Source organism: Fictibacillus tiangongensis (genome assembly GCF_048083785.1).
GTDB lineage: Bacteria > Bacillota > Bacilli > Bacillales > Fictibacillaceae > Fictibacillus.
The window spans coordinates 3294481-3317821 of sequence record NZ_CP182294.1 but is presented as its reverse complement, the minus strand read 5'-3'; the positions used below and the strand labels follow the sequence as shown (position 1 = coordinate 3317821).

Below are 23341 nucleotides of genomic sequence, written 5' to 3'. Positions count from 1 at the left end.
CAAAGCTGGCACCTCATCATAATTGATAAGGTGCCAGCTCTTTAATTAACTTCCTGTACTCGTAAATGCCTTCAGCCCTCTATTCCAAAACCAGTACGCAAGGATACAAGAGACAATTGCGACAACGGGTGTTAAGAGAGCCAATCTTTCAAACCCTGAACCTTTAATAAAATAAGCCGCAGGATAAAAAGCAGTAAATCCATAAGGAACAATCCATGTTAGGAAGTGACGAATTCCTTTATGGTAGATCGTTAAAGGGTAACGAGCAAAATCACTTAAATTAAAGACTGTCCATACAATTGGCAGACTGTCGACCATCCAAAACGACAGAGTCGCAAAAAAGAGGTTGATCGCCACGAAGATGAATCCAGATGCGATGATCATAACAACCAGTATTAAAAATTCAAGGACGCCCCAAGAGATGCCTAAGTGTGGCATTGCGGTACTGATGACGATAATCCCGATGAACAGCTGACCAAAACCATCTTGCTGCAAGCGATCTGCGATAAAATGAAACAGAGGATTGATCGGTCTGATCAAAAGACGATCGAATTTTCCTGGTCGAATATACTGCCAGCCAAGCGTCCATAAATTATCAAAGAATATATGATGGATGGAACGGCCAGTAGCAGCAATTCCGTAAATAAATAAAATTTCATAAAAGGTCCAACCGTTTAAGGCATGGATATGGTCAAAAACAATTTTAACGAAGAAAATTCCTGCGAACTGCTGAAGCATAACAGAGAGGACACCAAGTAAGAAATCCATCCTGTACTCCAACATGACTTTAAAGTTTTGTTTGCAGAACAAATAATATAATTTTACGTATCGTGATAGCATCAGCGGTACCTCCTAACCTCCAAAAATAGTTACCTTTTTTATTGCGATTGACCATAACACTCTTAGTAGGACAAAGAGTGAAACCGCCCAAAATACTTGTGATCCGAGCGCAAGCCAAGCTTCTGTTCCTGAGAGGATGCCAGTGTAGATCGCAACTGGTACATAGACCATCGCTTGAAACGGCAGAAAATGACTTATCGTTTGAAACCACTCCGGAAATAGAATAAGTGGAACAAGCGCTCCAGAGAAGAAGGAGATAACCGCCTCTTTCATGACTTGAAGACCCCAAAGATTTATAGTCCAAAATGCTAGAATAGCAATCAATAGATCAAAAAATGTACCAATCCAAATACCCATGAATGCACTAAGAAAGAATAAAAGACTGCTCTGCCAAGTTGTTGGCAATGTGATATCCATAAAAATAAATGCAAGAATGCTAAGTGGCAGAGCACCGCGTATGAAATGAATCACTTTATCACCTAGATCCATAGCAACTAAGCGAGTAATCAAGTTGTATGGCCTCATCAGTTCAATGGCAACATTTCCGTCTTTGATCGTATGTGCCAGTTCCTGTCCTACGCCTGATACAAACATCTGTAGAAACATTGCAATGATAATATACGTAATCATGCCGTCAAAAGGCAGTCCTTCTATTTCCGTTCGGCTGCTGTATACGGCTTTCCAAAAGAAATAGATGACAAGCATCCGTAGCAGAATAGAAAAAGTATTAGCCCAGAACCATGCTGAATAGGCAGCATGTACTTGCATCTGCACTCTAGCAAACTCAATGTATTTCCTCATGCTGAACCTCCTTCTTCATGCCTCTTCCATATATTTCTTCTACAATTGTTTCAATCTTTGCATCGGCGATGGTTAAATCAGCAACAGAATAATGATTCATCATCGTATGGATGACTTCTGCACCAGAGATATTTTTATTGCTGAAAGAAAGAGATACAAGATGAGGATCTTCATCGCTTCTTGGAAGAACCTCTGTTACCGCACTGATGGTTTCTGGCAACACAAAAGAATCAGCAGCATCTTCTAGTTCAAAATGAATTACGCGCTTATCACCGAACTGCGATTTGATATCTTGGATAGACCCATCATAGATCACACTTCCATCATCGATGATGATGATTCGCTGACAGATCTCTTCAATGTCCTGCATGTCATGAGTGGTGAGAAGCACAGTTGTGCCGTATCTAGCGTTCATCTGTTTGATGAAAGCACGAATTCGAACCTTTACAGCTACATCTAATCCGATTGTAGGTTCATCCAAATATACTACTTTTGGTCGGTGTAAAAATGCAGCAGCAAGTTCACAGCGCATCTTTTGTCCTAATGAAAGCTGTCTTACAGGGATACCAAGCAAGGGTTCTAAATGAAGTACTTCTACGAACTCTTTTAAAGTCTCTTCATATTGAGCTTGAGGAATCTCGTAAATGTGTTTAAGAAGCTCATAGCTTTCTCTGACCGGAATGTCCCAGAATAATTGTGTACGCTGACCGAATACAGCACCAATATGACTTGCATTTTGTTGTCTGTTCTCGTAAGGGATGATGCCATTTACCTTAACCTCTCCTGAAGTCGGAGTGAGAATGCCTGTTAACATCTTAATCGTAGTAGATTTTCCAGCACCGTTCGCACCAATATAGCCAACCATCTCTCCAGCATTAATATGCATGTTGATCTTCTTCACAGCTTTTTTTGTTTCAAATTTCCTATGAAACAATGATTTAATGGCTCCTCTTAGTCCAGGATCTCGTTTTGCAATCTTATAATGTTTTTCTAAATTTTTTACGACAATCATAATTGTTCTCCTTAAAAATGGACACAAAAAAACCACAGACAAATACCTGCGGATGTGTGTGCATATATAATTTTTGCTCACCAAAAAAACACGCCAGGTTATAAATCGAAGGGATATGAAGTTAGTTTGATTGTATGATAGAAATCCACATGTTATCCTTCTCCTTTTTGAAAACGGTTGCACTAAGTATACCGAAAACAATAGAAAATGTAAAATATATCCTTGTTTTCAAATAAAGGTGCTAGTTTAACGAAATCAAGCTTTGGGAAAGTAGAGCTAATGTAGACGTTTTTATAAAAGGTTCTTTTCTAGAAAATTGTTGTATCTATCATTTGTGTTTTTCTTCTTTGAATATTGATTGAAGGGTAAGATGCGAGACTCCTGCGGGACAGGTGGGCAGTCCTCAAAGTGGAAGTGGCTCGTTTAGCCCCGACAAGCAAAAGGTGAATGGATTTGAAGGCGTACTTTGCCTTCTGAGCCATTTAACTTTTGATCTCGAGGGGCTAGCCACTGCCACTAGACAGGTGAGACACTTAAAAGTGAAACGTACGAATGTGGCTCACCGCCTGCCCCGCGGAAAGCGAGCATCTGAAACGGAGATCAATTACTACAGAGTGCAACATGAATAGAAAACAACCTTATCAAATGAGAAAAAGGAGGACGAACATGTACGATTACAATGGAGTTACAGATTCTTGGATGGCTTATTTAGGTAGATTGCCAGATTTGCTTCTCGCTATTTTAGTTTTATTAATTGGTTGGCTGATCGCCTCATTGGTTGCAAAAGCAGTAAAAAAAGCATTACACAAAACAAACTTTGATAACAAAGTCGCGAGGTGGATGAAACCTGATATCCATGAAGACCAAATAGAACAAACCCGTACAAGCAAGTATTCTTCTGAAGAAGTAATTAGTAAGGTTGTATTTTGGATTCTGATGGCAGTAGCCATTGTTATGTTTTTGAACATGCTCAGTCTTCCGTACGTCGCACAACCGATCTCAAATGCTTTAGGTGTGATTGCGGCAGCGATTCCTAACCTACTTAAAGCAGCCCTAATCGCGGCAGTGGCTTGGTTGATAGCCTCTGGTTTATCAATCCTAGTTAAAAAGTTAGGTCAGAACACAAGATTTGAGAGGTTACTACACCGTTGGAAACTGACTCGTGATCCTCGTCAATCTGACAAAGCTGTACTCTCTGCATCAAAAGCAGTATTCTACCTTACATTGTTATTGTTCCTGCCAGCTGTGTTATCTGCTTTAGGAATTGAAGCCATTTCTGAACCATTAGAGGGTATGCTGACAGGTCTCTTCGCATTTTTACCTAAACTTCTAGGAGCAGCAATCATTCTTTTTGTAGGGTGGTTAGTTGCTAAGATCGTTAAAGAAATTATTGTTAACTTCTTAGAAAGCATTGGTACAGACCGATTAGCTTCAAAACTTGGTGCCGAACGTGCACTGGAAAAGACATCTCTTTCTCAGATCATTGGAACAATCGTTTATGTATTTATCTTAATTCCAGTTGTTATTTCAGCTTTAGAAACGCTTGATATTAATGGGATTTCAGGTCCTGCCATCGGAATGTTAGGTCAGATCATGGACATGATTCCAAATATCATTGTTGCCATCCTTTTAGTAGCTGTTGGATTATGGCTTGGCAAATGGGTGAAACAAGCAGTTACCTCATTATTAGAACGAGTTGGATTCAATGGCATCTTCTATAAGATGGGCCTTGGTTCACTTCATAAAACAAATCAGACGTTCACGATCTCAGAAATGATTGGATATGCGGCTCAAGTCGTTGTTGTGCTGCTGTTTACGATTGAAGCACTTCAGCTCGTTAAGCTAGAGAGCTTAGTAAACATACTATCAGTTGTACTTGCGTATATCCCGATGGTGTTGACAGCTGTGTTGATACTAGGAATCGGTTTTTATGCTGGAGACCTTGTGAAACGTGTTGTTCAAAGTATGATCAAACAACAAACAGAAGGAAAACTTCTTGGCAATATCGCAAAGTATACGATAATCACTCTAGCATTCTTTATGGCTCTTGATCAGCTTGGAGTAGCGAAAACAATCGTAAATGCTGCATTCATCCTCATTTTAGGTGGCTTTACGATTGCGTTTGGACTAGCATTCGGATTGGGTGGTCGTGAGGCGGCTGGACGGACGCTGAATAAATGGAGCCGTAAGATGGAAGAGACGACGATTCAAAGTCCAGACCCAGCAGAATGGAAAGACAAGACGAGTTTAAAAGATTTCCGTACAGATTCTTCTAAACCGGAAAGCAATCTTATAGACGTAGATATTAATAAACCCCATACAATTGCAAAAGATCGCCAGTTCGATCATTTAAACACACCAAGTGATGAATTTGGTATAAACAATAAACCAAAACGAAATGAATAAATAAATCATAGAATGAAATCGGCTCATAGAGGTGAAACTATCCCTTTATGAGTCGTTTTTAATCTGTTTTGCAGCTGTACTTTTAAGACATTGCCTATTAGATATGATGATAAATGAGGAAGGAGATAAACAGTATGCTACTTGCCGCCTTTTGGGGAGGAATAGCAGGTTCTGCTGTACTTTTAGGATGTTTTACAGCACTAGCTTTTCGTATTCCTAAAAAATGGACAGCTTGGATTATGGCTTTTGGAACAGGGATATTAATTGGTGCAGTCTCTTTTGAGCTTTTGATCGAGGCAGTAGAGCAGAGCGATTTAATGGTTACATCCGCTGGCTTTATTTTAGGAGCAGCTATCTTTACTGGTATCAATAGTTTACTTGCTAAAAAGGGTGGACATGAAAGGAAGAAGTCCGGCGATAAAAAAACAAAGGGTGTAGGAATGGCGATTTTCCTGGGAACTTTGTTAGATGCTATTCCAGAATCTGTGTTGATTGGTGCAAGCTTGATCGATCATAGCAAAGTAAGCTGGCTCCTTGTAGTTGCCATTTTCTTAAGTAACTTTCCAGAAGGACTATCGAGCTCGATCGGGTTGTTAAGAGAAGGTTTCTCACGTCGGAAAATCCTTGGAATGTGGTTTTCGGTTTTTGCTATTTCTGCACTCGCCGCTTTTCTTGGGTTTCTCTTGCTGGAAAATGCATCTGTAGCTTCACTTTCGTTGATCGGTGCTTTTGCTGGAGGTGCCATCATGGCGATGGTAGCATCTACCATGCTTCCTGAAGCACATGAAGATGCTGGAGTAGCTGTTGGCTTTATTACATCCTTAGGACTTTTATGTTCGATGCTTCTGACTCATTTATCATAGATTGCTGCTAAAATGATATAAAAAAAGCTGCTAAAAGTAAGTTTCCTTACTTTTAAACAGCTTCTTAATAATTAAAGCTTGAACCAGCCTCTAGATTCTAAATCTTCAGAGTTTCTCTTCTTGTGCTTCTTTTTCTTCCAATGATCGTGTGTTGAGGAAGACTCTTTGCACGAGCTAGAAGATGATGATGATGATTCTTTTTTGCACCACAGTACAGAAGAACTGGAGGATGAAGAGGATGACGAGGATGAAGATTCAGGTTTACACCATACAACTGATGAACTTGAACTTGAGCTTGAACTTGAAGAAGATTCTGGCTTGCATTCTTCTTTCTTTTTGCAGCAAGGCTTTTCTTTCTTACAGCATAAGATTCTGCAGTTGCTGCTTTCGTCGTCACCAATTTCGCCTGCTTGCGTAATAAAGTTGATAGAGCCGATCGCGATAATTACAAGTTCGTCGTCTTCTACTACTTGAATAGATGTGCGGTTAACACGAGTTAAGACGCCTTCCACTTCGCCATCATCGTCACTTCCATCATTCACTCTTACTTTACAGTTGATCAGCTTTCGTAAGATGCTTTGGAACGTATCGTTACAGACTTTCTTACGATCCGTGTTGCAACAGTTTCTGTCAGTTGCTACTGATACAGATCTTACATTATTTAAAGGAAAGTAAAGAACCTCTCTGTCATCTGTCTTGATTGCTATAAAGTCTCTTCCAACACAGACGAGTTTGCCAGACTCTTCTACATCTTCCCCTGCTCTGACTGTAACGTGCTTACATAATAAATTCGCAAGCTCTCGAGGTGAGAGTTTGTTTTTACAATTCAAAATATTGCCTCCTGGTAATGGTATTGACTATTTCTTGTCCATGCATTATATGTAGCGAGATTTGAAAATGCATGTGACACTTGTCTATTTATAGAAGTTTTAAAATGATTTTTTTACTTTTTGCATGTTTATTGATTAGAAAATAATACTTCATTAAAAAACGCAGTTAAATTTCACCCAAATCCAATTTTTTGTATATAATGATTGAAAAGAAGAAAAGAGGAGGGATTGTAATGAAGGGAACTCGATATAAAAGTACTCAATTTCTTACAATCCATCTTATTCGAAAGAACAGATGACATTTTTATTGTCATTTGTTCTTTTTTTGTACTGTTTTCTTTATGTGTATGAAGAAGGAGGAAAAAGCAGATGCGTTATAAAAGAGTACTGATTAAATTAAGTGGTGGGGCGCTCGCTGGCGAACAAGGATCAGGTTTTGATCATCTTTCTTTAAACCATATTGCAAAAGAAGTATTATCTGTTCTTGAAAAAGGGATTGAAGTGGCTATCGTTGTAGGTGGAGGAAATATTTTTAGAGGGAATTTAGCAGAGTATTGGGGCATTGAAAGAGTTGAAGCTGACCAGATTGGAACGTTAGGAACAGTCATTAATAGCTTGATGCTTAGAGGGGTCCTAAAAAGTAAAATAGATCAAGAAGTAAGAGTGATGAGCTCTGTACCAATCAGTGCTGTAGCAGAACCATACATTCGTTTAAGAGCGGTACATCATTTAAACAAAGGATATATCGTCATTTTTGCTGGTGGCAATGGTCAGCCCTATGTGACGACGGACTATCCTGCAGTTCAAAGAGCGCTCGAGATGAACTGCGATGCCATTCTCTGTGCAAAGCAGGGAGTAGATGGTGTGTATGACAGCGATCCGAATCGGTTTAAACAGGCAAGGAAATATGCTACTTTACACTATGATGAGGCTATCAGGAACAATTTAAAAGTGATGGATCAATCTGCTCTCATTCTCGCTCGTGATCATGGATTGCCGATCCATCTCTTTGATTTTAATCAAGAAGGGTCGTTTCTGAAGATATGTAACGGTGAAGATGTAGGCACATTCATCAGTCACAACATAGAAACAGCTCTTGTGTAAATTATTTTTAAAAAGCTGATTTCGTATTATCCTTTGTTGCTTTTGAGAGTAGTTGATTTCCGTTACAGATGCTCGCTTTCGCTTTCCATGGGGCGTGCGGTGAGCCTCCTGTCTAGTTGCAGTGACTAGCCCCTCGAGGTCAAAAGGTAACCGGTCAAGAAGGCAAGTGCGCCGTCCTCGCCCATTTCCCTTTTGCTTGTCGGGCTGAACGAGTCACTTCCACTTTTCGGACTGCCGCTTTGCGCCATTAGGAGTCTCCACCTGACCGCTCGTCCCATAGGAGTCTCGCATCTTTCACTTCAATCAACTTGCAAAAGAAACAATATGTTTTGGTTTTGCATAAAGCCTCTAATGTTGGTTTCATTAGAGGCTTTTATAATGATTATCAAAAAGTATTCCGGTCAAGGATTGGAATGCTTTTTTGTATATTTCCATTCACCTCATCTCATATTAAGAAGTAGAAAAGAGGTGTGAGTCTTCATGATGAAATGGTTTAAAAAGAAGCCGAAAGAGCAGAGTCATACAATTGATCTGTCTGACAACACGTATAGCGATATTAGAGAGCTTGTGGATAATGCGAAGGAGTCTGCTGATTTTATCCATTATCCTCAAAAGACGGTGCATCACCACATTTACATTTCTTATTATAAAGCGATGATCGATGGAGAACTGCTTCATCGAGACCTGCTTCCATATTTAATACACAGCAAAGAGTTTAGAAACATCAAAGATCTAAAAGATATATTACCGATCGAAAGTGTTACGATCACAAATGATATAAAAGAGATTCAAAATAAGCTTTTACGTGGTTTTATCGTTGTTCAACTAGGAGAATACGATGAAGAATGTGCAGTCATTCGTGCCGAGAACTTTGCAACAAACCGTCCAGTATCTGTATCTGAAATTGAGTTCTCTGTAATAGGACCGAAAGAAGCTTTTATTGAGAATTTAGACAGCAATCTGTATTTGATCCGAAGAAGATTGCCTGTTCCTGAACTTCGTTTTAAAGAAGTCGTGCTTGGAAAATTTTCTAAGACACGTGTTATTATCGCCTATATAGAAGGGGTTGCTGAAAAAGAGAACCTGAACACTGTGATGCAGCGAATAACGGATATTGAACTGGAGGTCATTCCAGATAGTTCTTATTTAGAGCAGATCATATCCGATAATACGAAGTCAGTGTTTCCGCAACTCATAACGACTGAACGACCGGACAGGGTTGTAGCGATGTTGAACTATGGCCAAATCGCGATCCTCTCAGAAGGTTCACCCCAAGCTCTCCTAGGACCAACGGGCATCTCAGAATACTTTGCATCACCAGAAGATTATTATTTGTCATGGCTCTTAGGTTCATTGTTCCGGTTCATTCGCTTTATTTCAGTTATTTTCTCAACCTTTGCAACACCGCTTTATGTAGCCGTACTAACTTATCATTATCAGATGATACCTAAAGATCTATTAGCACCTTTAATCTCGTCGCGCGTAAACATTCCTTTTCCACCTATATTAGAAGTATTGTTTCTAGAATTGACGATAGAGCTGTTGAGGGAAGCGGGAGCTCGTCTTCCTACGAAAGTTGGTCAAACCCTCGGTATCGTTGGAGGTATTGTAATCGGACAGGCGTCGGTAGAAGCTGGCCTAACGAGTAACATTCTATTAATTATCGTATCACTATCTGCACTGGCATCATTTACAACACCGATTTATAAAATGGCGAATACGATTCGAATCCTTCGTTTTCCATTTATCTTTTTTGCGGCACTTTGGGGTGGAGTGGGGATCGTACTGGCGATGTCCTTTATTCTTGTCCATCTTTTGCGACTAGAGTCTTTAGGCAGACCTTATCTACAGCCGATCTATCCGCCTCGTTTGTTAGATATGACTGATACTATCTTCCGACTTCCATACAACCGACTATTAAAGCGTCCGATCTCGTTAGGAACGAATCTGCCATCTAAAGACAAAGTGAAAGAAATGAGAAAGAAAAAGGACATTGACGAATGAAAAAAAAGTATAGGCTTTGTATTCTTTTTCTCATATTTATTCTCGCAGGATGTGTACCAAAAGAGATCATTGATGAAGTCCAGCTGATACATGCGATCGGTTTTGACAAAAAACCCGATGAAAGTATTCAAGGTACCATAACTTATCCAATATTTAATATGGATGGAAATGTTCGAGTTGAGACTTTAACAGCAGTATCTCACACGAGTCGGTTTATACGTTCGAAACTAAATACACAATCTCCTAAGACACTTACGACAGGACAGCTGCGTGTGGTGTTGTTCAATGACCGCTTTGCAGAAAAAGGAGTTATAGAGATCGTAAATTCCCTTTACCGAGACCCTAACGTTGGAAATCGACTTTTTCTGACTGTGGTTAATGGCAGTACAAATGAACTTTTAACGAAGAAGTATACCGCTTCTGCACTCCCATCCATGTATTTAGCCGATTTGCTCGATCAGAATATTAAGAGTGAGAATTTGCCAAAAACGAATCTGCATGTATTTCTTTATAGCTATTACGGTGAAGGTATGGACCCGTTCTTACCGATCGTAAAAACGCATAAAAAGTCGATCCAGCTTGAAGGTATAGCTCTCTTTAATAGAGATAAGTATGTTGGAAAGCTGAATCACCGCCAATCTTTTGCGTTTAAAGTTCTTCTGGACGGATCGAAATCAGGTAACTATGAGGTGGAGGTCAAGAAAGAAAAAAGGAAGGGCCATGCGGTTATTCGTAATATTAAAGGAACGACAACCTATGATATAAAAAAAGTGAACGGAGTTCCCCAGTTTAACGTAAAGATGAAGATTCTTGGAGAGATTCATGAGTATCCGCATTGGTTAAACCTTGAACAGCCGGCTAACATTGCCCTTATTGAAAGGACGTTGAAGAAACAATTACAAGATGAAGCACAAGGTATTGTGAAGAAGTTTCAAAAATTAAAAGTTGATCCACTGGGCTTAGGAGACCAAGTAAGAAGACGAGAAAAAGGTTGGGACTATGAGGTTTTTAAAAAGCAGTATCCTTCTATGAAAATAAAAGTATCGACTGAAGTTGATGTAGTAGAAACAGGGGTTATTGAATAATTTATACAAGCAGCTTTCCGTTTATTGTGAAAGCTGTTTTTTTTGTATTCTCCTTTCTGCGGACAAAAAAAGAAAACCATCGCGAATGTTTATATGGTTATTCCTTTATAGGGATAACGAGTTAAAGGGGGCAATTGATTTGAAGACAACAGATGAGAAAATTAAGATCCGTAATCATTGGTTCAAAATTATCTTAATTAGTTTAATAGCGCTTGTATTCATGTACAAGTTAGTGATTACTGAATTTACGTTTCATTTTTCAGACTTGCTAGCATTTCTTGTAGCTGTTTTTGCAATAGGAATCTGCAGTATGTTTTATGTGAAAGTAAATGAAGCACTTATGGCTTTTGTTTCTGCTGGAAAATCTGTATTACCGATGGCTAATAAAACGCAATCCGAGCTAGAAGTGCAAGAAGATAGAGTAGAAGAAGATTACATACAAGATGATGAAATCGCATTAACAGAATCTGAAGAAGAAGAACTTGTTCGTGAATTGTTATCTTATGAAGAGCAGATCAAACGAATGAAACAAGTTCAGAATGAAGTTAAAAATCGCTTAGTAATAGAAGACCTTCATGAAGAAGATAAGAAAGATTATATAGACTATTTGCTGCAAAAAGAGAAAGAGATCTTGCTGGCAAAACAAGAGATTATTCGAATCACAACTTTATTAGAACCTTCAGAAGAGCAGGACAATGTAGAAGAAGAGTTTGAACAAGAATATATTGAAGAAGAATACATAGATGAAGAGACAGCTCAGACTGGAAACGCTAGAGATATTGTGCAGTTACTGGGCAAAGAGTTTGTATTAAATGCAAGTCTAGAGCAATTCAATCATAAGATGAGAGAAATTCAACACTCTATCACGATTGAAACCGCCAATCAATTAAAAGAACAGGGACTCATTGATCCATATTTCAATGTCACGCGTAAAGGATTGAAAGAATTTAGACGTGCTGCAAGAAAATTCAGCTATGGAGATGGAGTCAAATTCTTATCAAAAGTCGTGCAGCGAGGTAACCGATAATTTCATTCGAAAGCTAATAGAGGCGAGAAACACGCTGTTCTGTTAGCTTTTTTCTATTTAAATTGAGATTTCATTTTATTGTCATTCTTAATTTTTGTTACTTTCCTAATCCCTGATACAATAAGCATAGATTGTTGTGAAGGAGCTTAATTTTATGTTTATTGTTGCTAAGGCGTTGTTATATGTATGTTTTGCTTTATTGATGGGTTCTTTTATCTTATATTCAGTTCAAAAGCGAAATCGTCCGGAGATATTTATTTCTAAGAAGTTCATCTTGATATTAATAGCATTAACGCCACTGTTTGGCATTGGGGAGCTTGTAAGACTTACGATGCATCTAGGAGAAGATTTTGGATATTGGTTGACGTTCCAGAATATCGTTTTTAGTTTTGAAGTAGGAAAAGGTTGGCTGTTCTTAACCGGAATTGCCGTTCTTTTGTTCTTCATGGTTTTATTTAATGATATAAAAGAAGATCGATTTTTTTCCGGGTTAGCCGTCTTTTTGGTAGCAGGTATGGGAGTTTCTGTTGGTTATGCAAGTCATGCAGCTAGTTTAGAATCGCTAGGCTTCTTAGCACACTCTCTGCATTTTATAGCTGTAATCACATGGTCAGGGGTGCTTCTCGTAAGTGGTTACTTCAGCAAAGGAGAGGGACCAAGTCTTTCGTTCTATAAATGGTTCACGCCGTTGGCAGTTGCCTGTTTAGCAACCGTTATCGGTGCTGGATTGTGGCTGATGAACTATATTGTTCCTGAGTATGTGAACAGTTATTTGTTAGACTATGGACAAGCATTGTTGATCAAACATGTTCTATTATTTATCATCGTGATTTATAGCGTTATCAACGGAATCTGGCTGAAAAAAAGATTAATGAAAGGTACGACTGGATTAGCGCTTAATAAATGGATAAAAACAGAAGGAATCTTCTTGTTTCTAGCTTTTGTAGCAACAGCATTGATGACTCAGCAAACTCCACCTCATGATGTAGCGGATACGTTAAAGATGGAGGATCCTTCTAAGCTGTTTACTTTTTCCACTGGTTTAATTCCTGGCGATAATCCTATGCTCTCAATTAGCTTCTCGATAATGAGTCTTGTTTGGCTGGCATCTGCTCTAGTACTTGTATTATCGATGTTTGTCACGATAAAGCGTGACAAAAGTATGGTACTTGCAGTCGTCGCTTCTATTCTAGCGGTGAGCGCCATTTATATAGCTATCATGTCTTCCGTATCACTTTAAGTGTACTAAAATAATCTAGGGGGTATTTAACCGTGGATGATAAATTACAGCAGCAGCTGGATGGTTTAATAGAGAAATACGCTGAGCTTCTTTTGGGAACTTCAGATTCAAAGCATATAGAAATGGTAAAGGCTTATGCTCTATATTCGTTTATCGCTAAAAGTATGCCGCCATTAGTTAAGCATTGGAACGAAGAGTACCCAGATGCTAAGGATGCCATGAAAAATCTTGTTCAAGAGATTAAAGAATTGAATGAAAAGCACCGAAATCAAAAGAAATAAATAAGTTGTAGCATGAGGCAGTCATATAGACTGTCTTTTTTATTGCAAGCTATTCATTTTCTGCTACTATCGGTGATATGACAGCAGTTACAGGTGGTGAGAGAACGTTTTTAGGTGGAACGTAAGGTGTTGGCGGTGAAACATTATATTGTATCGGTGAAACTGAGCCATTTACCAGAGAACGTGTAAGAAATATAAAAAACACGTACCGTAAACATCAGACCAAATCAGTAGACATGTTCAAACCACTTTTTACTTGAAAAATATTTTTAATATTTCAAAATCGACAATATTCGCAAAAAAAATGATATATTTAAAGCGGTTACAACAGAGAAAGAATTTAACCAATCTTATTTTATATTTTAAAGGTATTAGGGGGTAATTGGATTGGAACAACTTATGCGCAATTTTTTCTTATTTCTTGCTAAAAATAAATCGTTAACCAACCTTGCTAAAAGATACGGTCTACGTTTTGGAGCAGGTCGTTTTGTGGCAGGTGCAACACTTGATAGTTCTATTTCTGCTATCAAACGTTTGAACGAAAAGGGAATGCCCGTTACGATCGATCATCTGGGTGAGTTTGTCGATAACGAACGCGAAGCAGCTGAAATGACTCAGCATTGTATAGATGCAATAAAAGCCATCAGCAAAGAAAAGCTGGATTCACAGCTTTCTTTAAAAATGACTTCCATGGGGCTAGACATTAGTGACGAACTTGTGTTGAGCAACATGAGAAAGATAATGGATGCAGCAACAAAACATAACGTTTTCATTACGATTGATATGGAAGACTATTCTCGTTGCGAAAAAACGCTTGAAATCTTCAAGATGCTAAAAAGTGAATATGATAACATTTCAACAGTTATCCAAGCTTATTTGTATCGTTCATTAGAAGATGTACAAACGTTAGACGAATATCATCCGAACTTGCGATTAGTAAAAGGCGCTTATAAAGAACCGCAAACTGTCGCATACCCTGAAAAGAGCGATGTTGATAATAACTTTAAAAAGCTGATCGAAACTCATCTTTTAAACGGAAACTATACCGCGATTGCAACACATGATGATGAGATCATCCAATATACTAAAGACCTGGTTGAAAAACACAAGATTCCATATGATCAATTTGAGTTTCAGATGTTGTACGGAATTCGTGTAGAACGACAAGATCAGCTGATGCAAGAAGGCTACAAGATGCGAATCTATGTACCATACGGAAACGACTGGTATGGGTACTTTATGAGACGTCTTGCTGAACGTCCGGCAAACGTAGTGTTCGTATTAAAAGGTGTGTTTGGAAAATAAATAGTAATATGCAAGAGGAGTTTGTCTTAAACACAGGCTCCTCTTTTTTTATAGGTTAAAAGATTGTTGTCATTTCCTTCTTTGACTGTTGATTGGAGTGGAATATGCGAAACTCTCGGCTAGGACTGGCTGGCAGGTGAGACACTCATACAAATGTGGCTCACTTCCTGACCCACGGAAAGCAAGCATCTGGAAAGGAAATCAACTACTTACAAAACCAACAAAGTTATACGAAGAACTTTGGCAACGATCCATCAAATAAACCATAGGCATCTAACCTGCATAAGATGGAAGATGAAAGTTTACAAAAGAAAAAAACCTCAACTATTGCTAAAATTCAGAATATATTTTATATTGGATATAGGGTAACAAATTTTTTTATGGATAAAAAATGAATGAGTATTCATTCAATAAAGGAGGAAGACCATCTTGTCTCGTGAAATCCGTAAAGCTGCCGTACTGGGTTCTGGTGTAATGGGATCAGGCATAGCCGCTCATCTAGCAAACGTCGGAATACCAACATTACTATTGGATATTGTACCGCCTTCTTTAAGTGAAGAGGAAAAAGCAAAAGGGATCACTGAAGATCATCCTGCATTCCGCAACAAATTCACTCTATCTGCCACACAAAAACTATTAAAGCAAAAGCCGGCTCCACTTGCCGTGAAAGAAAATCTCGAATTAATCTCAATCGGTAATCTTACCGATGACCTTGAAAAATTAAAAGATGTAGACTGGATCATTGAGGTAGTTGTTGAACGCCTAGATGTGAAACAAAAACTTTTTGAAAAAGTAGATCAATATAGAAAACCTGGAAGCATCATCACTTCAAACACATCAGGCATCTCGATTCGTGCGATGGCTGAAGGACGTTCTGAAGATTTTAAAGCAAACTTTTTAGGAACGCACTTTTTCAATCCACCAAGATACTTAAAGCTTCTTGAAATCATTCCTACAGAGGACACGAAACCAGAAGTTGTTCAATTCATGCGCAGCTTTGGTGAGAACGTGCTTGGTAAAGGTGTAGTTGAAGCAAAAGATACGCCTAACTTTATCGCGAACCGCATCGGAACATATGGACTGATGATCACGATGCAAGAGATGATGAAACAAGGTTACAGTGTCGGTGAAGTAGACTCTGTTACGGGTCCATTAATCGGCCGTCCGAAATCTGCAACGTTTAGAACACTTGATGTTGTCGGACTTGATACTTTCCTTCATGTTGCGAGAAATGTTTACGAGCAAGTAGACGGAAAAGAAAAAGAAGTGTTTGAGATACCTGATTTCTTAAACGAGATGGTGGACAAAGGATGGACTGGGAGTAAGACAGGTCAAGGTTTCTATCTGAAACAAAGAAGTAAAGCAGGCAGTGAAATCTTAGAGCTCGATCCAGCTACATTGGAATATAAACCGCGCTCCAAAATGAAAACAGCTACACTCGAAGCTGCAAAACAGATGAAGACAACAAACCAAAAAGTGAAAGCGCTTTTATACAGTGATGACCGTGCAGGAAAACTGTTATGGGACATTATTAAGCCAGTTCTATTATATTCTGCAGAAAAATGTTATGAAATTGCTGATGACCTTGTCGCGATCGATCAAGCGATGAAATGGGGATTCGGATGGGAGCATGGCCCATTTGAAATCTGGGATGCGATCGGCGTACCAGAATCTGTAGAACGAATGAAATCTGAAGGAGAGACAATTCCTGGTTGGGTAGAAGAACTTCTTCAATCCGAGAAAAACTCATTCTATACAAAAACAGAAGGCGACCGCTCTTACTATCACCACGGAAGCTACCTTCCTGTGGAAGAGAACAAAAAAGTTGTTCATTTGAGCCGTTTAAAAGAAAAAGGGAATGTGATCACAAAGAATGGTGGAGCAACATTGATCGATCTTGGTGATGATGTTGCGGGCCTTGAGTTCAATTCTCCAAATAATGCGATTGGACCTGAAATTATCATGATGCTTCATCAGGCGATCGATGAAGTAGAAAAGAATTACAAAGGACTTGTGATTGGTAACCAAGGTAAGAACTTCTGTGTTGGTGCCAACTTGATGCTTATCCTCATGGAAGCACAAGATGACAATTTCTTTGAACTCGATATGATGGTTCGTCAGTTCCAGCAAGCGATGGCAAGAGTTCGCTATAGTGCAAAACCTGTCGTTGCCGCTAACTTTGGAATGACGCTAGGTGGTGGAGTTGAAGTATCACTTCCTGCTGCTAGACTTCAAATGTCTTCTGAAACGTACATGGGGCTTGTTGAAACAGGAGTCGGTTTGATCCCAGGCGGAGGCGGAAACAAAGAGCTTTACCTTCGTTTATTAGAGCAGCTGCCAGAAGGTGCAAAGGGAGATCTGCAAAAAGTTGCGAACCAAGCTTTTGAAACGATTGCGATGGCTAAAGTTTCGACTTCCGCTCAAGAAGCACGCAAACTAGGATTCTTACGAAATGAAGATAGCATCTCTGTAAACGGTGATCATCTCTTGCATGATGCTAAAACACAAGTGCTTGCGTTAGAAAGTGTTGGCTATACACCGCCTGTAAGAAAGAAGATTCCAGTGGTTGGTGAAGCAGGATATGCAACACTTGCACTAGGTGCTCAGACGATGCACTTCAGCCAATACATTTCAGAGCACGATCTAAAGATCGCAAAGAAACTAGCCTTTGTTTTAGCTGGAGGAAGAGTGCCAGAAGGAACATTGGTGGACGAACAATACTTACTAGATTTGGAGAGAGAAGCGTTCCTAAGTCTTGCTGGAGAACCAAAAAGCCAGGCAAGAATGCAGCACATGCTTGTTAAAGGCAAGCCGCTAAGAAACTAAGGGGGGAAGAACTCAATGTTAAAAGAGGCAGTAATAGTAGCAGGTGCTAGAACAGCGGTTGGTAAAGCGAAAAAAGGTTCTTTTGCACATATGAGACCAGACGAACTAGCAGCGGTAACCATAAAGGAAACGTTGAAACGTGCAGGTGATTACAACGGAGAGATCGATGATTTGATCATCGGATGTGCTGTTCCTGAAGCAGAACAAGGGATGAACATGGCTCGTTTGATCGGTGCTAGAGCAGGATTGCCTGAGACGGTGCCAGCAATTACGATTAACCGTTTTTGTTCATCTGGTTTGCAAAGTATTGCGTATGGTGCAGAAAAAATCATGCTAGGTGCAGCGGAAGCCATTCTTGCAGGCGGAGCAGAATCGATGAGCCTTGTTCCTGTAGTAGGTCATGTTGTAAAGCCTAACCCTTACTTAGTTGAAACGGTGCCGCAATATTATATGGGCATGGGTCATACAGCAGAAGAAGTAGCGAGACGTTTTGGAATCTCAAGACAAGATCAAGACGAATTTGCCGTAAGAAGCCATCAAAAAGCAGCGGCAGCGATTAAAGACGGCAAGTTTAACGACGAGATCGTTCCTGTACATGTGATGAAACGCTGGTTAGATGAGCAATCAAAGCTAGTTGAAAAAGAGATTGCTGTGTCTGTGGATGAAGGTGTCCGAGCTGGAACAACCGTTGATGTACTCAGTAAACTTCGTCCGGCATTCACACCGACTGGTTCTGTAACAGCAGGGAACTCCTCGCAAACCAGTGACGGAGCCGCAACGGTTCTTGTTATGAACAGAGAAAAAGCAGAAGCAGAAGGTTTAATCCCTTTATTAAAATTCCGTTCTTTTGCAGTGGCTGGGGTAGCTCCAGATATTATGGGAGTGGGTCCTGTAGCAGCTATTCCGAAAGCATTGAAAATGGCTGGGCTAGAACTTTCAGACATCGGCTTGTTCGAGTTGAATGAGGCATTCGCTTCACAGAGTGTTCAAGTCATTCGTGAATTGAACCTTCCAGAAGACAAAGTAAACGTGAATGGCGGTGCTATTGCACTTGGTCACCCGCTAGGTTGTTCTGGAACAAAACTAACATTAACTCTTTTACACGAGATGAAGCGTCGTAACGAACAGTTCGGAGTTGTAACGATGTGTATCGGCGGTGGAATGGGAGCAGCAGGCGTATTTGAACTAGTAGGATAACGAGGAGGAGAAAGCATGTCGAATACAGCAGAAAAACAAATCATTGGTGGAAGCTTTTTAATAGAAGACATTTCCGCAGCAGATATTTATACACCTGAGGATTTTTCAGAAGAACACTTGATGATCGCAAAAACAACGGAAGATTTCGTTGTGAAAGAAGTTGTACCTCAACTTGAGAAGATGGAAGATCATGATTTTACCGTTTCCAGAAAGTTATTAACAAAAGCGGGAGAACTAGGACTTTTAGGAGCAGATGTACCTGAAGAATATGGCGGCTTAGGTCTAGATAAGATTTCTTCTTCACTTATCACAGAGAAATTCGCTCGCGGGCGCGGTTTCTCAATCAGTTACGGAGCGCATGTAGGAATCGGCTCACTTCCTATCGTTCTTTTTGGTAACGAAGAGCAAAAGAAAAAATACTTGCCTGAACTTGCAACAGGTGAAAAGATCGCGGCATACGCATTAACTGAGCCGGGTTCTGGATCTGATGCACTCGGCGCAAGAACGACAGCAAAGCTGAATGCTGAAGGCACTCATTATGTATTGAACGGCGAGAAGCAATGGATCACAAACTCTGCATTTGCTGACGTTTTCGTAGTATATGCAAAGATCGATGGTGAACAGTTCACAGCATTCATCGTTGAAAGAGATTATAAAGGCGTTTCCACAGGACCAGAAGAGAAGAAGATGGGAATTAAAAGTTCTTCCACACGTACTCTTATCCTAGAAGATGTAGAAGTACCAAAGGAAAATCTTCTATGGGAGGCAGGAAAAGGGCATCTGATCGCCTTTAACATTCTGAACATCGGCCGTTACAAGCTCGCATTAGGATGTGTAGGAGCGGCAAAACGCGCGTTTGAAGTCTCTGTAAAATACGCGAACGAGCGTCAACAGTTCAAGCGTAAGATCAGTTCTTTCAGTCTTATTCAAGAAAAGCTTGCGAACATGGCTGTTCAAACGTATGCTGCTGAAAGTTCTGTGTACCGAACAGTGGGTCTTTTTGAAAACCGCTTAGGCACTCTAACTGAAGAAAAACAAAAAGACGGCCGTGAATTAGCAAAAGCGATCGCAGAGTATGCGATCGAATGTTCACTGAACAAAGTATCAGCTTCAGAAGTGTTGGACTATGTAGTAGACGAAGGCGTTCAAATCCATGGTGGATACGGCTTTATGTCTGAATATGAGATCGAAGGTGCTTACCGCGATTCTCGTATCAACCGAATCTTTGAAGGAACGAACGAGATCAACCGCTTATTAGTTCCAGGGACGCTTGTGAAAAAAGCAATGAAGAACGAGCTGCCGCTTATTCAAAAAGCTACTCAGCTTCAACAAGAGCTTATGATGTTAATGCCTGTTGAAGTAGGTACGAAAAGCTTGGATCAAGAAAAATACCTAGTGTCTATGGCTAAGAAGATTTTCTTGATGACAGCAGGATTAACGGTTCAAAAGTTTGGACCTAAGTTAGAGCAAGAGCAAGAAGTATTATCAAACTTAGCAGATATCATCAGTGAAGTGTACAACATGGAATCTGTTCTCTTACGTACAGAAAAAGCAATCGAAAGATCTGGAGCTGAAAAGGCAAAACAAAAACTTTTATACACAGAAGTGTATTGTCAAGAAGCGTTCAACCGCATTGAAGCTCACGCAAAAGAATCTATCATTGCTGTTGAAGAGGGCGACATGCTCCGTATGATGCTGTCCGCGTTAAAGAAACTGACGCGTCACACACCTATTAATGTGATTAAGAAGAAGCGCGAACTCGCGGTTCAGCTTCTTGAAGAAGAACGCTATATCGTTTAATTAATCTGTATTTATTTACGCTAACCTTCAAAATATCTTATCTTTCCCTCCTGTAATTTGTAGGAGGGCTTTTTTTGTTGGTAATAGGCCTCTGTTGTTGTTTTCCGTTTGAGGCTGTCGCTTTTAAGTAGATCACCCGGTGAGCCATCATCCCGTGAGTTTCGTCCCGCAGGATTCTCGTGCCTCGAGCTCATTCAACTGTTACAGAAGAGTAAAAATGAGTTCTGAAGTAACAATCGTGAAGATAAGAAGCCTAACAAAGCTAGTTTTGATCTTAAACATCGAAAAATGCCCAAATATGGTGCAGGTTCAGGTGCCAAAACGGATTTAGGATGATACCTAATGGGGTATGTAGCTGTATTCTGTTAATTGAATCCATAAATAAATGCCTTCATTCCACAAATTTAGGCAGTTTATCCACGTATATTAGCTCCCAATCCAAAAGTTTTGGCAGTTTATCCGCGAGTCTACAATCTTCGACAATTGCCAAGTCTGAATATACCCTCGCACTATAAAAAGGGAGCAACCTAAAGGATCTCATTTTCAGCCCCTGATAAAACAAATACACACCGTGCAGAATTTCTTGTTTTATTGGTAACACTAGTTTGTGGTACTATGAGAAGGGGTGATATAATGCTACTGAAAGTGTATGAATATCCAAAATGCTCAACTTGCCAAAAAGCAAAAAAATGGCTAAAAGAAAACGATGTAGCCTTTGAGCCTATACATATTGTGGAGAACCCGCCTTCTGCTGATGAACTGAAGAAACTGATCGATCTTAGTGGTCTAGAGATCAAAAAATTCTTTAATACGAGCGGCATGAAGTATCGTGAGTTGGGTATGAAAGAGAAGATGAATACAGCAACAGAAGAAGAGCTGCTTGAAATCTTAGCCAGTGATGGCATGCTGATCAAAAGGCCGATCGCGACAAACGGCAAAGAGGTAACAGTAGGATTTAAAGAAGAGCAGTACGAAAATACGTGGAAAAAATAACATTGTTACTGACTATAATAAATCAATTATTGTAGTTATTATAAAACCAAGAAAAGCTGGAGGGATTACACATGGAATTTCCAAAAGAATTACGCTATTCAGAAGAGCACGAGTGGACAAAAACAGAAGAAGGCAATAAAGTTCGTATCGGTATTACAGCATTCGCTCAAGACGAACTAGGAGATATCGTGTTCGTTGAACTTCCTGAAGTAGGAGACGAACTTACTGCGGACGAGCCTTTCGGAAGCGTAGAATCGGTTAAGACTGTATCTGAATTGTATGCGCCTGTTTCTGGAAAAGTTGTAGAAGTAAATGCAGACCTTGATGATAGCCCTGAACTTGTTAACGAGTCTCCATATGAAAAAGCTTGGATGGTTGTTGTAGAACTTTCAGATGCTTCTGAGGTTGAAAAGTTAATGACTGCAGAACAGTACGAAGAATTAATTAAAGAAGATTAATGAAATCAATCCCTTCAGGAAAGAATAGACATACTGCTATTCTTTTTTGGAGGGATTTTTATGAACCAAGATAGACGAGATGTTACATCAAGGGTTTTTGGTAAAATGAAGGGCGGATCTATGTCCCTTTATTTGGATAAGGATGAAATTGGACAGATCCGCTTTACAAACCAAGGAAACATGTATGAGATGGCTGAGGGTTTTGAATTTGATGCTGACAAGATTTATAAACGTGAAAAGCCTGTAGAATTACCGAATCCTACAAAGTATGTGGATGAATGTGATAAAGGTTGGTGCTAATTTCAGCACGATGAGGATGATGTCAACGAGATACCGTGGCAGTCATCCTCTTTTTCATATTAACTTAGTCTGCTTCTTTCAGCACTGCCGCCTTTCGATCCGATCTTTTGATAGAAGCTCTTATCCTGATTTTGGGAAGTAGCCTTACCGCCTTTTTTTCCGATTTCTTGATAAAACGTCTTATTATGTGTGTTAGAGGTCGAACTGCCACCTTTTCTACCGATTTCTTGGAAGAAAGTTGTGCTATGTTTTTTTGATGTGGAGGTACCGCCCTTTTTTCCAATCTGTTGATAGAATTCTTTCCCGCGTGATTTAGCTGTTTTTTCTCCGCCTAATCTGCCTGCATCAGCTCGGCTCATTTTAGGTTCTGTTTTTGCCATGAGATGACTCCTCCCCTATTCGTTTTATGTCTCCTAAATTCCCTTTATTAACAGGGTGTCAAACGCGATTGGGGAGAATTAGTACAAAACGCATACATCAAATACAAATAGGTAGGAAAATAGGAAAAAGGGGTATAGTAATAAAGAACATCTCTTGCAGGATTTTAATAAAATAAAGCAAATATATAATCTAAGCGATGCATTCATTTTATAGTCTTCAAAGTATAGGAGAGATGAGTAATGAATGAAATCAAAAACAAAGTAATCATTGTCGAAGGTAAATCAGATAAGGATAAGTTAGCTGCAATCCTGGATGAACCGGTTGAAATTATTTGTACGAATGGAACTTTAGGTTTGGATAAATTAGAAGAGCTGGCATTAGCCATTGAAGATCGGGATGTTTATATCCTGGTTGATGCAGATGATGCTGGTCATAAACTAAGAAAACAACTGCAACGTGAATTACCGAATGCGGAGCATTTATATATTAATAAGATGTACAGAGAAGTTGCAAAAACACCTCTGATGTACCTCGCAAAGGTATTGGTAGGTGCACACTTTAATATTCAAAAGAATTGTTTAGGATAAG

General features: G+C 39.6%; 21 protein-coding genes. 16 read left to right on the top strand and 5 right to left on the bottom strand.

Going from position 1 to position 23341, the window contains the following annotated elements; translation table 11 throughout:
- Positions 1-45: 45 nt before the first annotated feature.
- From ACNJYY_RS17680 to ACNJYY_RS17670, 3 genes are read right to left on the bottom strand one after another with little or no spacing between them, the layout of a single operon-like run.
- Complete coding sequence (locus ACNJYY_RS17680; protein ID WP_416729451.1) at positions 46-840, bottom strand: ABC transporter permease; 795 nt, start codon at positions 838-840, stop codon at positions 46-48.
- Positions 841-852: 12 nt separating this feature from the next.
- A complete protein-coding gene (locus ACNJYY_RS17675) occupies positions 853-1641 on the bottom strand; it encodes an ABC transporter permease (protein WP_416729450.1) in 789 nt (262 codons plus the stop codon).
- Complete coding sequence (locus ACNJYY_RS17670) at positions 1625-2653, bottom strand: ABC transporter ATP-binding protein (protein ID WP_416729449.1); 1029 nt, start codon at positions 2651-2653, stop codon at positions 1625-1627. Before ACNJYY_RS17670 ends, ACNJYY_RS17675 begins: the two co-directional genes overlap by 17 nt.
- Positions 2654-3319: 666 nt before the next feature.
- Between ACNJYY_RS17670 and ACNJYY_RS17665 the strand changes: the two genes are divergently transcribed.
- Together ACNJYY_RS17665 and ACNJYY_RS17660 are read left to right on the top strand one after the other, a co-directional pair.
- The gene (locus ACNJYY_RS17665) at positions 3320-5059 is read left to right on the top strand and encodes a mechanosensitive ion channel (protein ID WP_416729448.1); all 1740 of its coding nucleotides are present in this window, start codon (positions 3320-3322) and stop codon (positions 5057-5059) included.
- Between the two features lie 134 nt (positions 5060-5193).
- Positions 5194-5922 carry a ZIP family metal transporter gene (locus ACNJYY_RS17660; RefSeq protein ID WP_416729447.1) on the top strand — a complete coding sequence of 243 codons (729 nt, stop codon included), beginning with the start codon at positions 5194-5196 and terminating at the stop codon, positions 5920-5922.
- Between the two features lie 71 nt (positions 5923-5993).
- Here ACNJYY_RS17660 and ACNJYY_RS17655 read toward each other — a convergent pair whose 3' ends face one another.
- A complete protein-coding gene (locus ACNJYY_RS17655; RefSeq protein WP_416729446.1) occupies positions 5994-6752 on the bottom strand; it encodes a hypothetical protein in 759 nt (252 codons plus the stop codon).
- 369 nt (positions 6753-7121) lie between these two features.
- On the opposite strand from ACNJYY_RS17655, the gene pyrH reads away from it, so the two are divergent.
- From pyrH to ACNJYY_RS17590, 13 genes are all read left to right on the top strand, one after another.
- On the top strand, positions 7122-7856 hold the full coding sequence (gene pyrH, locus ACNJYY_RS17650; RefSeq protein ID WP_416729445.1) for a UMP kinase: 735 nt from the start codon (positions 7122-7124) through the stop codon (positions 7854-7856).
- 480 nt (positions 7857-8336) lie between these two features.
- A complete protein-coding gene (locus ACNJYY_RS17645; RefSeq protein WP_416729444.1) occupies positions 8337-9860 on the top strand; it encodes a spore germination protein in 1524 nt (507 codons plus the stop codon).
- Positions 9857-10945, top strand: coding sequence for a Ger(x)C family spore germination protein (locus ACNJYY_RS17640; protein WP_416729443.1), 1089 nt, complete (start codon positions 9857-9859; stop codon positions 10943-10945). The genes ACNJYY_RS17645 and ACNJYY_RS17640 overlap by 4 nt, the downstream gene beginning before the upstream one ends.
- A 139-nt stretch (positions 10946-11084) precedes the next feature.
- A complete protein-coding gene (locus ACNJYY_RS17635) occupies positions 11085-11972 on the top strand; it encodes a hypothetical protein (RefSeq protein ID WP_416729442.1) in 888 nt (295 codons plus the stop codon).
- Positions 11973-12126: 154 nt separating this feature from the next.
- Entirely contained in the window at positions 12127-13212 is a 1086-nt protein-coding gene (locus tag ACNJYY_RS17630) for a copper resistance D family protein (RefSeq protein ID WP_416729441.1), read from the top strand.
- A 32-nt stretch (positions 13213-13244) separates the two neighbouring features.
- Positions 13245-13493: a DUF2573 family protein gene (locus ACNJYY_RS17625; RefSeq protein WP_416729440.1), complete on the top strand. Its 249-nt coding sequence runs from the start codon at positions 13245-13247 to the stop codon at positions 13491-13493.
- 387 nt (positions 13494-13880) lie between these two features.
- Positions 13881-14798, top strand: coding sequence for a proline dehydrogenase family protein (locus tag ACNJYY_RS17620; RefSeq protein WP_144698238.1), 918 nt, complete (start codon positions 13881-13883; stop codon positions 14796-14798).
- 429 nt (positions 14799-15227) lie between these two features.
- On the top strand, positions 15228-17624 hold the full coding sequence (locus ACNJYY_RS17615; protein WP_416729439.1) for a 3-hydroxyacyl-CoA dehydrogenase/enoyl-CoA hydratase family protein: 2397 nt from the start codon (positions 15228-15230) through the stop codon (positions 17622-17624).
- Between the two features lie 15 nt (positions 17625-17639).
- Positions 17640-18821, top strand: coding sequence for an acetyl-CoA C-acetyltransferase (locus tag ACNJYY_RS17610; RefSeq protein ID WP_416729438.1), 1182 nt, complete (start codon positions 17640-17642; stop codon positions 18819-18821).
- Positions 18822-18836: 15 nt separating this feature from the next.
- Positions 18837-20621 (top strand): acyl-CoA dehydrogenase family protein, encoded by a 1785-nt coding sequence (locus ACNJYY_RS17605; RefSeq protein WP_416729437.1) that lies wholly within the window; start codon positions 18837-18839, stop codon positions 20619-20621.
- A 633-nt stretch (positions 20622-21254) separates the two neighbouring features.
- Complete coding sequence (locus tag ACNJYY_RS17600; RefSeq protein ID WP_416729436.1) at positions 21255-21614, top strand: arsenate reductase family protein; 360 nt, start codon at positions 21255-21257, stop codon at positions 21612-21614.
- Between the two features lie 71 nt (positions 21615-21685).
- Entirely contained in the window at positions 21686-22072 is a 387-nt protein-coding gene (gcvH, locus tag ACNJYY_RS17595) for a glycine cleavage system protein GcvH (protein WP_066397386.1), read from the top strand.
- A gap of 60 nt (positions 22073-22132) precedes the next feature.
- Positions 22133-22372 carry a YusG family protein gene (locus tag ACNJYY_RS17590; protein ID WP_191752160.1) on the top strand — a complete coding sequence of 80 codons (240 nt, stop codon included), beginning with the start codon at positions 22133-22135 and terminating at the stop codon, positions 22370-22372.
- A gap of 59 nt (positions 22373-22431) precedes the next feature.
- Here ACNJYY_RS17590 and ACNJYY_RS17585 read toward each other — a convergent pair whose 3' ends face one another.
- Positions 22432-22752 carry a general stress protein gene (locus ACNJYY_RS17585; protein WP_416729435.1) on the bottom strand — a complete coding sequence of 107 codons (321 nt, stop codon included), beginning with the start codon at positions 22750-22752 and terminating at the stop codon, positions 22432-22434.
- 240 nt (positions 22753-22992) lie between these two features.
- Here ACNJYY_RS17585 and ACNJYY_RS17580 point away from each other — a divergent pair, with 240 nt between their 5' ends.
- Complete coding sequence (locus ACNJYY_RS17580) at positions 22993-23340, top strand: toprim domain-containing protein (protein WP_066397377.1); 348 nt, start codon at positions 22993-22995, stop codon at positions 23338-23340.
- Position 23341: the final 1 nt, after the last annotated feature.